The following is a 12,769-nucleotide window of genomic DNA, read 5'->3' on the forward strand; positions in this document are numbered from 1 at the left end:
TGGCGGCCCCTATGATAAACGGGCCAGACGGTGCGCGGTGGATCAAACCCGGTCGCAGCGCGTCCACGTACGCGCTGCGAGCGGTGAACGCAGGGCCGAACTTCAATCCACCTTTTTGTTCCAATTGACGAATTTCCATATTCGAGATAATTTCCCGAATATGGAACAAACGCTCCCCGACGACAACGCCATCGACCGCCGCATCGCGCAGCGTCTGCGAGCGCTACGCGCCGAACGCAACTGGTCGCTCGACGATCTCGCGCGGCTCAGCGGCGTCAGCCGCGCCACGCTGTCACGCCTCGAAAACGCCGCCGTGAGCCCGACCGCGAGCGTGCTCGGCAAGCTGTGCGTGGCCTACGGCCTGCCGATGTCGCGCCTCATGCATATGGTCGAAGAGGACTTCGCGCCGCTAGTGCCGCGCGCCGCGCAGCCCTTGTGGAGCGACGACGCCGCCGGCTTCCGGCGCCGCTCCGTGTCGCCGCCCGCGCAGGCGTTGGCCGGCGAGGCGCTGGAGTGCGAACTCGAACCCGGCGCGCACATTAGCTACGACGAGTCGCCAAGGCCCGGGCTTGAACATCATCTGATTTTGCTGGAAGGCCAACTGCGGATCACCGTCGACGGTCAAAGCCACGACCTGCAACCTGGCGACTGCCTGCGCTACCGGCTCTTCGGCCCGAGCGCTTTCGAGACGCCCGCACACAGCGGGGCCCATTATTTTCTTTTCATTGTGTGAGCCGAGATGAGCGCCATGACCATCACCCCCTTTTCCGCCGACGATCTCGAACGCCATCTGCCGGAACTCGGCGCGCTGCTGCATGCGTGCGTGCATGACGGCGCCAGCGTCGGTTTCGTGCTGCCCCACGGTCTCGACGAGAGCGAAGCGTTCTGGCGCGGCAAGGTGTTGCCGACGCTGCGAAGCGGCCGGCTGGTTCTGCTCGTCGCGCGCGAGGGCGACGTGATCGCCGGCACCGTGCAACTGGATTACGACACGATGCCAAACCAGCGACATCGCGCCGATGTGCGCAAGCTGCTGATTCATCCGGCGTGGCGTCGTCGGGGAATCGCCCGTGCCTTGATGATTGAGTTGGAGCGGCACGCGCAGCGTTTGCAGCGCAGCCTGCTCACGCTCGACACGCGTACCGGCGATCATGCCGAGCCGCTTTATACCGCGCTGGGTTATCGGGCGGTCGGCGTGATCCCCGGTTACGCGCAGGGTCCGGATGAAGCGTGTCTGGAGGCGGCCACGTTCATGTATAAATCGCTCGAAGCGGCGGACGCGCAAACGACGGCGTGATCTATGCGGCGCTCGCGGTGGCCGCTTACCGTTGTTCGCGCGCCGCGCTCTCCGCGCTCAATGTAAAGCGCTCCGCTGACCGCGCAGCCCCGCTCAACAACGCGAATCAACGACGCGAATCGAGCGCGATCCGCACCGCGAGTCCGGCGAGCACCGTGCCCATCAGCCAGCGCTGCACCCTCAGCCACACGGGGCGCCCCGCGAGAAACCCGGCGATCGACCCCGCCATGCTCGCGATAATCGCATTCACCGTCACGCTGACCACGATCTGCACGCAGCCCAAAGCAAGCGACTGCGACAGCACGCTGCCATGTCCCGGCGAAATGAATTGCGGCAGCAGCGACAGATACATCACCGCGATCTTCGGATTCGCGAGGTTGGTGACGAAGCCCATGGTGAACAGCTTACGGGGGCTGTCGTGCGGCAGGTCGCGCACCTGGAACGGCGAGCGGCCGCCGGGTTTGACTGCCTGCCACGCGAGATACAGCAGATACAGCGCACCGCCGAAGCGCAACGCGTCGTACGCGAAAGGCACCGTGAGCAACAGCGCCGTAATGCCGAACGCCGCGCAGAACATATAGAACACGAAACCGAGCGCCACGCCGCCGAGAGACACGAGACCGGCGCGCTTGCCCTGGCAGAGCGATCGCGAGATCAGATAGATCATGTTCGGTCCCGGCGTGAGCACCATGCCCAATGAAACCAGACCGAAAGCGAGCAGCGTTGTGAAGGCGGGCACGGCATTCTCCTCGTTGACGAGTGGGGGATTGTGCCGCCGACTATAGCCGATCGCCGCCACGCCGACCCGGTACACAATCGCAACGCACGGACAGGACAGCACACACGCATTCACTCATTCACGCGCGTTGCGCTGCGCTGCAGCGCAACGCACGAAACACTTGCGGCAATAATTTTTGCCCGGTATCGTCGTACCGTTCTGCAATGCAGCGCGGGAGAGATCGTCATGCGGTAAGTGACGACGCCGACGGAGCAACCGCCCCGGAAACTCTCAGGCAAAAGGACCGCGCAGCAGGAACATCTGGAGAGCGACGCCGCTGACACTCGCGCGCGTCCACCGAAGGGGATTCCCCACTCCGGCTCGCATCGGGCCGGCATGGCGCGGGAAGAAACTCTCAGGTACAGGGACAGATGGGGCATCGACGCCGGTTTCGACACGAAATCGACACCGGTGATGCTCAACTTATCTGGACCATGTCATGTCACGAATCGCCATTATCGGCGCCGGCATTACCGGCGTCACGACGGCTCACGCCCTCGCGCAACGCGGCCACCACGTCACCGTTTTCGAGCGCCATCGCTATGCGGCGATGGAGACGTCGTTTGCCAACGGCGGCCAGTTATCGGCCAGCAACGCCGAAGTCTGGAACAGCACCGCCACCGTGCTGAAGGGTCTACGCTGGATGCTCACGCGCGACGCCCCACTGCTGCTCAATCCGCTGCCCACGTGGCACAAATATTCGTGGATGGGCGAATTCCTGCGGCAGATCCCGCACTATCGGAGCAACACGGTCGAGACCGTGCGGCTCGCGATTGCCGCGCGCGAACATCTGTTTTCGACGGCGCGTAGCGAAGGCATCGAGTTCGATCTCGAGCGGCGCGGCATTCTGCATATCTACAAGACGCAGAAGGATTTCGCTGCGGCGAACAAGGTGAATGCGTTGCTGCGCGAAGGCGGCCTTGACCGAAATCCGGTGTCGGCGACCGAGTTGCAGCGGATCGAACCCACGCTGCAAGGCGATTTCTTCGGCGGTTTTTTCACGCCGTCCGATTCGACCGGCGACATCCACAAGTTCACGCGCGGTCTCGCGGATGCCTGTGTGCGGCACGGCGTCGAGTTTCACTACGATGCCGAGATCACGGCGATCGATCAGCCCGCAGAGGGCAAGTTTTCGCTGACGGTCAATCTGGAAGGCGAGTCGCAGCGCTTTGCGTTCGAGCGGATCGTCGTATGCGCCGGCGTGAAGAGTCGCGATTTCGCGGCGATGCTGGGCGATCACGTGAACATCTATCCGGTGAAAGGCTATTCGATCACCGTCTGTCTCGACGACGAGACCAGTCAACAGCGCGCGCCATGGGTGAGCCTGCTTGACGATAGCGCGAAGATCGTCACGAGCCGGCTCGGCGCGGATCGATTCCGGGTGGCGGGCACGGCGGAGATCAACGGCTTCAACCGCGATATCCGCTCGGACCGGATTGCGCCGCTGGTGGACTGGACACGGCGTTACTTCCCCGAAGTGTCGACTTCGCGCGTGATTCCGTGGGCGGGTTTGCGGCCGATGTTGCCGAGCATGCTGCCCAAGGTGGGACGTGGCAAACGGCAAGGCGTGTTCTACAACACGGGGCACGGGCATCTGGGGTGGACGTTGTCGGCGGCGACGGCGCAGGCGGTGGCTAGCGCGATTCAATAGCCTCGGGGTGTAGCGCGCGCCTGCTGCGGAAAGTATCGATACAGCAGGCGCGAACGCCGTGAATGGAGATCAAAAGCGGCCGTGGTCGAATGCAAAGTCCGTCACATCTGCTAGTGTTCTCCCACCCCCGCAATCTCTGTGGAGAACCCATGCCACACAACCGTTCTGCGAAACACACCAGCAGCAGACCGCGCCTGACCGACACCCAGATCGCCGCCGAAGCGACCCGTCGTCTCGCCTGGGACACCGCCGTCCCCGAACACGCCATCAAGGTCAAAGTCGCCGCTGGCCGCATCACGCTGCACGGCGAACTGCAACGCGATCAGCAACGAACCGCCGCACTCGAAGACGTCACGCGTCTGTTCGGCGTCACCGGCGTGTCGGATCGCACGACCATCAAGGCGAAATAAGCGGCGAAACAAGAGGCCAAATAACAGGCAAAATAAGCTCAGTGCGCCTCGGCGTGCAACAACGTCCGGCAATGCCTCGCGATCTGCTTTTCCTCTTCGGTATGAATGGCCCTCACCTTGCCCGCCGCGTCGCCCTCCACGAGTCCCATGAACGCGAGCCCGTCACACACGCGGCGGCGAATTTCCGCACTGTGCTCGCCGATGCCTCCGGTGAACACCAGCAGATCGATCCCACCGAGCAGAGCGGCGTAAGCGCCGATCGTCTTGCGAACCGCTGTAGAAAACGCATCGAGCGCCAGCGCCGCATTGGCGTCGCCCGACGCGGCGAGTTTTTCCAGCGCCTGCATATCGCTTTCGCCATCCGTATAACCGGCGAGGCCGCTGTGCCGATTCAATAGCGTCTCCAACGCGGCGGCGTCCAACTTCTCGACCCGCATCAGATACAACAGCACACCGGGATCGAGATCGCCGCTGCGCGTGCCCATCGGCACACCGCCGGTCGGCGTCAACCCCATCGACGTATCGACCGATTGACCGTCGCGCAACGCGCACAGGCTCGCCCCATTGCCGAGATGCGCGAATACCGCCCGCGACGGCAACGCAGCGCCAAGCTGCGTCACCAGCGACTCATACGACAGCCCGTGAAAGCCGTAGCGGATCACCCCCGACTTCACATACCGCCGCGGCAACGCGAGTTGCGCCGCGCGCGGCGGCAACGTTGCATGAAACGCGGTATCGAAGCAGGCGAAATGCGGCGCGTCGCCGAAAATCCGCGCGGCCTCGTCGATCAGTGCGAGCGCCGGCGGAATATGCAGCGGCGCGAAATGCACGGCGTCCTGTAGCCGTTGACGCACTTCGGGCGTGAGCCGTTGATGCTTGCGCAAATGCGGCCCGCCATGCACCACCCGATGCCCAACCGCCGCGGGCCGCCCGTGACCCTGCTGCGCGAGCACCTCGGCGAGCTTGCGCAACGCGTCGGTCTGCGACTCGAGCACCCGCTCCTGCTGCACCAGCACGCGGCCGTCGGGCGCCTTGATCAGCAGGCTGCCGTCGCTGCGCCCGATGCCTTCCGCACTGCCGGCGAGCAGCAACGCTTCGTCGCCGCCGGCATAGGTGAACAGCCCGAACTTCAGCGACGACGACCCGCTGTTCAGCACCAGAATCGTCGGCACCGGGGCGCGCTCTTGTGTGTCCATAGCCTGCCTCGCTCAGCCTTTCCAGGTCCAGTTGCGGATCTCTTCCTTGTCGATGCCTTCGGCATGCGCATAAGCAAGATGTTCGATGATCTGGCCGCGCAGCCATTCCTTCGCATGATCGCCGACGCCGCGCAGCGCCGGCACGCGATCGATCACGTCGATGGCAAGCGAGAAACGGTCTACCTGGTTGATGATCGCCAGTTCGAGCGGCGTGTTGATGTTGCCCTTCTCGTGATAGCCGTGCACGTGCAGATTGTCGTGATTGGTGCGGTTATAGGTCAGCTTGTGCACCAGCGAAGCATACGAATGGAAGTTGAAAATCACCGGCTTGCTGGTGGTGAACAGCGAATCGAAATCGCGGCTCGACAGCCCGTGCGGATGCGCATGCTCGGGCATCAAACGAAACAGATCGACCACGTTGACGAAGCGGATCTTCAGATCGGCGAAACGCGCCTTCAGAATCTCTACCGCGGCGAGCGCTTCCATGGTCGCGATGTCGCCCGCGCAGGCGATCACCACGTCCGGTTCGACGCCCTGATCGGTCGACGCCCAGTCCCAGATGCCGATGCCCTTGGTGCAATGCGTGACGGCCGCGTCCATGTCGAGATACTGCAGATGCGGCTGCTTGTCGGCGACGATCACGTTGACGTAGTCGCGCGAACGCAGGCAATGATCGGCGACGCTCAGCAGGCAGTTCGCGTCGGGTGGCAGATAAATACGTACCACGTCCGGGCTTTTATTCGTGACCACGTCGAGAAAGCCCGGGTCCTGATGCGTGAAGCCGTTGTGATCCTGACGCCAGACCAGCGACGTGATCAGCAGATTGATCGACGGCACCGGCTGCCGCCAGCCGAGGTCGCGCTTGGCTTTTTCCAGCCACTTGGCGTGCTGGTTGAACATCGAATCGATCACGTGGACAAACGCTTCGTAGGTCGCGAACAGGCCGTGACGGCCGGTCAGCACGTAACCTTCGAACCAGCCTTCGAGCGTGTGTTCGCTCAGCATTTCCATCACGCGGCCGTCGGTGGCGAGGTCGCCGCCGTCGGCATCGCTCGCTTCGGTCTGCGCGAGCCAGGTCTTTTCGGACGCCTCGTAGATCGCCGTCAGCTTGTTGCTGGCCGTCTCGTCGGGGCCGAATACGCGGAAGTTCGTCATGTTGTTGCGCATCACGTCGCGCAGGAACGTGCCGAGCACTTCGGTGGGCGACGTGTACGAGCCGGCCGGTTTTTTCACCGCGACGGCGTAGTCGCTGAACGCCGGCAGGTCGAGCGTCTTGCACAGCAAACCGCCGTTCGCGTGCGGATTGGCGCTGATACGGCGCGCGCCTTCGGGCGCGAGTTCGCGCAGTTCTTCGACGAGACGCCCCGCTTCGTCGAACAACGACTCGGGCTCGTAACTGCGCAGCCAGTGCTCGACCAGCTTCAGGCTTTTGCCATTCGTGACGGGATCGAGCACCGGCACCTGGTGCGCGCGCCACGAGCCTTCCACTTTATGGCCGTCTACTTCTTTCGGACCGGTCCAGCCTTTCGGCGAGCGCAGCACGATCATCGGCCAGCGTGGTCGCGTGGCGTCGTTGCGTTCGCGCGCATGCTGCTGGATCGCGCGGATTTCGCCGATGCATTGTTCGAGCGTCGCGGCCATCTGCTGATGCATCGTGTCGGGGTCATCGCCTTCGACAAAATACGGCTTGTGGCCGTAGCCGGTCAGCAGCGCTTCGAGTTCTTCACGCGGAATCCGCGCGAGGATGGTCGGATTGGCGATCTTGTAGCCGTTCAGATGCAGCACAGGCAGCACCGCGCCGTCGCGGATCGGGTTGAGGAATTTGTTCGAGTGCCACGAGGTGGCGAGCGGGCCGGTCTCGGCTTCGCCGTCGCCGATCATCACGGTAACGATCAGGTCGGGGTTGTCGAACGCCGCGCCGTAGCCGTGCGACAGGCTATAGCCGAGTTCACCGCCTTCGTGAATCGAGCCCGGCGTTTCGGGCGTGCAATGCGAACCGATGCCGCCGGGAAACGAGAACTGGCGAAAGAAGCGCCGCATGCCGGCTTCGTCTTCGCTGCGGTCCGGATAGATTTCCGAGTAGTGTCCTTCGAGGTAGCAATGGGCGAGCGTGGCCGGCGCGCCATGACCGGGGCCCGCAATGTAGATCAGATTCAGATCGAGCTTGCGGATCATCCGGTTCAGATGCACCAGCAGGAAGCTTTGCCCCGGATCGGAGCCCCAATGGCCCAGCAGGCGATTCTTGATGTGTTCGGGTTTGAGCGGCTCGCGCAACAGCGGGTTGTCGCGCAGGTAGATCATGCCGGCCGACAGGTAATTGCAGGCTCGCCAGTAGCGGTCCATCTTGCGCAGCGTGTCGGGATCCAGAATAGCGGGCGGGGTCGCACGTGAGGTTGCTTCGGCCATGGCGTCACTCCTCGAAAAGGACTGTCAGGCAGGTTAGCGGGTGCTGCAGCGATGATGCGTGACATGCGCGGGTTTTAAAAAAACGACAAAACGGCCGGTTTGTCATGCGCATGACATAACGAAAGCGTCAAAGCAAAGACCCGACGCGCAGGGCGTGTCGGGACTTCGTCGACGATTGTCAGGGGTTGTGACCCACAGTGCGCGTCATGGTTCGACGCAATTCGCCCATGCTTTGATATAGATCGCGTTTGCCGCGTTCGAACGGCGGCCGACACGACGCGATTGTGAGGTGAAAACTAGTCGGCCGTACGTGCCTTTTTGGTTGGCGAACGAACTGCCTCCAGCGCGATCTCCTCCCGTCCCGGTGGACGGTAACGCCATTTGCCGGCGCTCGGATCGTTACGGGCGTCGTCGTGACGACGTTGCTCGGCACGCGCTTCGTCGGCACGGCCGAGTTCCGCGCGCCGGTCACGCGTGGCGGCAGGCGTATCGGCGTGACGCAGCGTAGACGGCGGCGGTCGTTGCGTGGGTAGTGACGACATGATGACTCCCTGATCGAGGATAGGCGTGAGACTGCGTGGGAAAGGGATTGCCGGTCAGCGCTTCTTGCAATGCACGGAGTATGCGCCCTAATGAACCACGCGTCTGGTCGCCGTTCGATCGCGCCTTGCGGCGGCCGGTCGGTGCTCATGCGTTAGACTTTAAGCGCGGATTAAGCGAGCCCGGTTATGCTCGCCGCGCGGTGCGCATCGGCGGAGCGCGCCGGACGCGTGTAGCACGCTTTCCTCTCACCCCTCATCTTCCACGGTCATCATGTCGACACCCAGCCGCTTCAAAGCACCCCTGATTCTCGTTGGTTCAATCGTGCTGCTGTTCGCGGGCGTCTCTGTGCTGATCGGTGTGTTCGGGTTGCTGGTCAAGCTGTTCGGGGTGACCTGACGCGAGGCCGACGCGCACAGGGTGTGCGCGGAATCTGCGCGGACTGTGTATTCTGGGCGTTCGCGCGGCGCCACGACGGCGCCCAGGCTCATTGCATGGAGATTCCATTGACCGTTCATCCTGAACCCTCCCCGGCCGACCCGTCTAAGATCGATCCTGAACTGGTCGAACTCGCACAGCAGGTATTCGATCTCGCACGACGCGGCGACGCCACGATGCTGGCCGCGGTGATCGAAAAAGGCGCACCGCCGAATCTGCGCAACGACAAGGGCGACAGCCTCGTGATGCTGGCGAGCTACCACGGTCACGTGGATGCGGTGCGCGCGCTGCTCGAACGCGGCGCCGATCCAAACCTGCGCAACGACAACGGCCAGACGCCGATCGCGGGCGCGGCGTTCAAGGGTTTCGACGCGGTGATCGAGACGCTGCTCGCGCATGGCGCGGATGTGGAAGGCGCGTCGCCCGACGGCCGCACCGCGTTGATGGTCGCCGCGATGTTCAACCGCACGGCGATCATGGAGTTGCTGATTGCGCATGGCGCCAACCCCAACGCGCGCGACGCGAACGGCGTAAGCGCAATGGATGCCGCCGGCCGCATGGGCGCCGGTGACGCGCAGGCTCGGTTGAAAGAACTCGGTTCGTGAGGTTCCGTTCGCGGCGCGGTGGGTGCACTTGACGCTTGCGGACCGCTCGACGCTTCACACCTCACGTGAGCGGCGTAGCGCAGTCCGCAACCGCCACCGCACTAACCCGCGTTCAGCCCTTCCCGCCCAGCAGCGTATCCAGATCGATCTCCGCCAACTCGCCGATCCGCTCGACGCTCACATCCGCCGGCGGATTACTCGAGATTTCCTTCGGATCGAAAGCGTAGTGCCCCTGGCGGGGAAACACCGTGGTCAGCTTCTCGCCCCACGCCTTCTTCATCGCGGTCAGAATGCGCAGCTTGTCGTCGACCATCACATAGCGGCGCGCCGGGTAGCACTCCATCACCTGATCGAGCATCTGCTCCTTGTGGATGTAGATCAGCACGCGCCCTTCGACCTCGTCCCATAGACCCGAACGGGCAATCTTGCGCGGCTGGAACACCACGTCGCCATCGGACAGGATCACCGTGGGCCCGCGTTGCGCGACATGCCGCAGCGCATCCAGCGCGCCCGGATAGAGCCGGTTCGCGAACGGATAGTCGATCAGAAACGACGACATCAGCAGCAGGCGCGTGTCGCGCGGATGTTCGAGCCGGTAGCGCTGCAGCGCGCCAAGATAGTCGGCGTAGCCCAGTTCCGAGCGCAACTGCTCGAAAATCTCCCAATAGCGTGCGCTGTTTTCCGCACCGAACGACTTCACCATGTGCGCGCGCAAATCGGCCAGCACGTGATCGTTGTCCAGCAAGGTGTTGTCGCAGTCGAACAGAAACACGACGTCGTGCGGCGTGGCGGGGGTGGCTGACATTAGGGCTCCGTGGATTAACTCTTCTGCCCGTCGGGCGGTGTGGCGGCTTTCTCGACGTGGCCGCCGAAGTCGTTGCGCATGGCCGACAACACCCGGTTCGAGAAGTCCGCTTCGCCGCGCGAGCTGAAGCGCGCGAACAGCGCCGCGCTCAGCACCGGCGTGGGCACGCCTTCGTCGATGGCGGCCGCGACCGTCCAGCGCCCTTCACCCGAATCCGATACGCGGCCCGCGTAGTTCTTCAGCTCGGCATCGCTGACCAGCGACCCCGCGATCAGGTCGAGCAGCCACGAGCCGATCACGCTGCCGCGACGCCAGACCTCGGTGACCTCGGCGAGATTCAGATCGTATTGATACAACTCGGGACGGCGCAGCGGCGTGGTTTCGGCGTCGACTTCGCGCGCGTGTTTGCCGGCGTCGGCGTGATGCAGGATATTCAGCCCTTCGGCGTACGCCGCCATGATCCCGTACTCGATGCCGTTGTGAACCATCTTCACGAAGTGCCCCGCGCCCTGCGGCCCGCAATGCAGGAAGCCCTGATCCGCGGTGCTGGCGCTCGCCGTTCGGCCCGGTGTGGGCGCCGCCGCCCCCGCGCCCGGCGCGAGCGCCGCGAAGATCGGTTCGAGGTGTTTCACCACCTCCGGCTCGCCGCCGATCATCAGACAGTAGCCACGCTCGCGGCCCGCCACGCCACCGCTCGTGCCGACGTCCACGTAATGCAGCTTGCGCGCGCCCAGTTCGTTGCCGCGACGAATGTCGTCGTGGTAATAGGAGTTGCCGCCGTCGATCACGATGTCGCCCGGCTCCAGCAGCGGCACCAGCTTGTCGAGCGTGGCGTCGACCACCGCGGCCGGCACCATCAGCCACACGGCGCGCGGTTTTTCCAGTTGCGCGACGAGGTCTTCGAGCGATGTTGCGCCCGCCACGCCGTCCTGTTTCAGTTTGTCCACCGCCGCTGCCTGCACGTCGTAGGCAATGCAGTGCTGACCGCCTTTCGTGAGGCGTCGCACCATGTCGGCGCCCATGCGTCCCAATCCAATCATGCCTAGCTGCATATCTCGCTCCGGAAAGTGCGTCGTTGCGTTGCTCGACCTGGTTCGTTTTTGCTGTGCGTCACCGCGCGCGTCAAAAGACGATACGCCTCTTTGCAGAGGTTTTGCACGGCGTAAAGTTCCGCGCGAATGGAATTGGATCGCGTGAGGTTCGCGTGGGTTTCGATTCGGCTGACGGTCGTCTTACAGGTAGGTCTTTTACGTGCGGGCCTGCAACTTCACATACTGCGCACGCGCGAAGCGCTTCACCGCGCGCCACATTAGCGGATAGCGATCGCCCGGCACGGCGAACAGCACCAGCGCGCACAACGCCAGCAAACCGCAAAACAGGAACGTGCCGCGATAGCTGAACGCCTGCACCAGCAGGCCCGACAACACGCCCGACAGAATCGACCCAACCCGTGCCGCGTTGAAGAACAGCGCGGTGGCGCGGCCCGGCGCATGCGGCATCAGATCCTGCACATAGGTCATGCCGAGGCACGAGGTCACGGCGACCACGAACGCGTTGAGGATCTGCATCGGGATCAGCATATGCACCGTGCCGGCCATCGACATGGCGACGAAGTACACCGCGTGCACCGCCGCGCACGCCGCCAGCCAGTTCGGCTTGTGCAACGACGACGACTTCGCGCCCAGCGCGAGCATCATCGGGATTTCGGTCAACGCGCCGAGGCCGAGCATCACCGACACGTCCAGATGCGTGCCGTTCAGGCCATGCACGATGTACAGCGGCAGCACGATCATCGTCGCATTCGCGGCGAGCCCCAGCAGCGAGAGCGCGGCCACCGCGCGGCCGATGTCGTTGGCCGACGCGACGCCGGGCAGGTCTTCGTGCGCGTCTTCGCCCGGCGCGGTGAGCGGCGGTACGGTGATCGACGCCGACGGCTCCGACGCGGTGTCTTCCACCGTGTGATCGCCCAGATGACCTTGCGGCTCGCGCATGCGCCAGACGATCGCCGCGCAGGCCCCGAAACTGGCCGCGGCGAACAGGAACAGGCCGTAGAAACTGCTGGCGGCAAGCACCAGCGCGCCGACCGACGGCCCGAACACCCACGCCGCCGACAGAATGGTCCGCAACGTCGCGCTGGCGAACACGCGCTCGGCCGGATCGCCGACCGGCAACGCCGCGCGGCTGAACGAGAAGACCATGGAAATCGCCGAGCCGCCCGCGCCGATAAACACGATGCCGACCGCCAGCAGCAAGCGGTAATCACGCACCACGCATAAACACAGATAGCCGAGCGCGGCTGCCACCAGCGCCGCGAGCAGCAACGGGCGATGCCGTCCGCTCGCATCGCTCCAACGGCCCGCAAGGGTACTGGCGAGCACGCCGCTGGCGGCGATCAGCGTCATGAAGACCCCGAGCCTGAACGGCGTCATGCCGGCGCGCTCGACGCCGAACAAGGACAGATACGGAGCGGTGAACGACATCGCGACGCCGAGCATGAGGGTCGCGGCGGCGAGCGGCTTGAAGCCAGGGATGCGCAGCAGGTCGAAAAAACGTGAGGTTTTCAACACGGGTGGCGGTGGGTCAGGAGGAGCGTGCCCGCGAAACGCAACGCAAGACGCGACGCAAAACGCGGACTTCGTAGCGGGA

13 protein-coding genes and 1 riboswitch are annotated in these 12,769 nt (G+C 64.1%); of the genes, 6 read left to right on the plus strand and 7 right to left on the minus strand.

Features of this window, described 5'->3' with window-relative positions:
- The first annotated feature begins 160 nt into the window (after positions 1–160).
- Together GGD40_RS36135 and GGD40_RS36140 are read left to right on the plus strand one after the other, a co-directional pair.
- On the plus strand, positions 161–733 hold the full coding sequence (locus GGD40_RS36135; RefSeq protein WP_179747165.1) for a helix-turn-helix domain-containing protein: 573 nt from the start codon (positions 161–163) through the stop codon (positions 731–733).
- Positions 734–739: 6 nt separating this feature from the next.
- Positions 740–1,294: a GNAT family N-acetyltransferase gene (locus tag GGD40_RS36140; RefSeq protein WP_179746932.1), complete on the plus strand. Its 555-nt coding sequence runs from the start codon at positions 740–742 to the stop codon at positions 1,292–1,294.
- Positions 1,295–1,400: 106 nt separating this feature from the next.
- Here the strand turns inward: GGD40_RS36140 and GGD40_RS36145 are convergent, their stop codons facing one another.
- Complete coding sequence (locus tag GGD40_RS36145; protein WP_179713465.1) at positions 1,401–2,033, minus strand: LysE family translocator; 633 nt, start codon at positions 2,031–2,033, stop codon at positions 1,401–1,403.
- A 201-nt stretch (positions 2,034–2,234) separates the two neighbouring features.
- Positions 2,235–2,329, plus strand: a riboswitch (glycine riboswitch).
- A gap of 182 nt (positions 2,330–2,511) precedes the next feature.
- Here GGD40_RS36145 and GGD40_RS36150 point away from each other — a divergent pair.
- Both GGD40_RS36150 and GGD40_RS36155 read left to right on the plus strand, forming a co-directional pair.
- Positions 2,512–3,723 (plus strand): D-amino acid dehydrogenase, encoded by a 1,212-nt coding sequence (locus GGD40_RS36150; protein ID WP_179746933.1) that lies wholly within the window; start codon positions 2,512–2,514, stop codon positions 3,721–3,723.
- Between the two features lie 149 nt (positions 3,724–3,872).
- Complete coding sequence (locus GGD40_RS36155) at positions 3,873–4,133, plus strand: BON domain-containing protein (RefSeq protein WP_179713461.1); 261 nt, start codon at positions 3,873–3,875, stop codon at positions 4,131–4,133.
- 38 nt (positions 4,134–4,171) lie between these two features.
- Here GGD40_RS36155 and GGD40_RS36160 read toward each other — a convergent pair whose 3' ends face one another.
- The 3 genes from GGD40_RS36160 to GGD40_RS36170 form a co-directional block, all read right to left on the minus strand.
- Positions 4,172–5,329, minus strand: coding sequence for an acetate/propionate family kinase (locus GGD40_RS36160; protein ID WP_179746934.1), 1,158 nt, complete (start codon positions 5,327–5,329; stop codon positions 4,172–4,174).
- A 12-nt stretch (positions 5,330–5,341) separates the two neighbouring features.
- Positions 5,342–7,735, minus strand: a complete 2,394-nt coding sequence (locus GGD40_RS36165; protein ID WP_179746935.1) for a phosphoketolase family protein — start codon at positions 7,733–7,735, stop codon at positions 5,342–5,344.
- A gap of 296 nt (positions 7,736–8,031) precedes the next feature.
- Complete coding sequence (locus GGD40_RS36170; RefSeq protein ID WP_257030675.1) at positions 8,032–8,277, minus strand: hypothetical protein; 246 nt, start codon at positions 8,275–8,277, stop codon at positions 8,032–8,034.
- Positions 8,278–8,548: 271 nt separating this feature from the next.
- Here GGD40_RS36170 and GGD40_RS37170 point away from each other — a divergent pair, with 271 nt between their 5' ends.
- Both GGD40_RS37170 and GGD40_RS36175 read left to right on the plus strand, forming a co-directional pair.
- Positions 8,549–8,674: a hypothetical protein gene (locus tag GGD40_RS37170; RefSeq protein ID WP_257030676.1), complete on the plus strand. Its 126-nt coding sequence runs from the start codon at positions 8,549–8,551 to the stop codon at positions 8,672–8,674.
- Positions 8,675–8,769: 95 nt separating this feature from the next.
- Positions 8,770–9,318: an ankyrin repeat domain-containing protein gene (locus GGD40_RS36175; protein ID WP_179746936.1), complete on the plus strand. Its 549-nt coding sequence runs from the start codon at positions 8,770–8,772 to the stop codon at positions 9,316–9,318.
- 112 nt (positions 9,319–9,430) lie between these two features.
- Here the strand turns inward: GGD40_RS36175 and GGD40_RS36180 are convergent, their stop codons facing one another.
- From GGD40_RS36180 to GGD40_RS36190, 3 genes are read right to left on the minus strand one after another with little or no spacing between them, the layout of a single operon-like run.
- Positions 9,431–10,123, minus strand: a complete 693-nt coding sequence (locus tag GGD40_RS36180; RefSeq protein ID WP_179713455.1) for an HAD family hydrolase — start codon at positions 10,121–10,123, stop codon at positions 9,431–9,433.
- A gap of 14 nt (positions 10,124–10,137) precedes the next feature.
- Entirely contained in the window at positions 10,138–11,313 is a 1,176-nt protein-coding gene (gnd, locus tag GGD40_RS36185; RefSeq protein WP_373565431.1) for a phosphogluconate dehydrogenase (NAD(+)-dependent, decarboxylating), read from the minus strand.
- 57 nt (positions 11,314–11,370) lie between these two features.
- Entirely contained in the window at positions 11,371–12,690 is a 1,320-nt protein-coding gene (locus GGD40_RS36190; protein WP_179713453.1) for a sugar efflux transporter, read from the minus strand.
- Between the last annotated feature and the right edge of the window lie 79 nt (positions 12,691–12,769).

The organism is Paraburkholderia bryophila, from assembly GCF_013409255.1.
GTDB lineage: Bacteria > Pseudomonadota > Gammaproteobacteria > Burkholderiales > Burkholderiaceae > Paraburkholderia.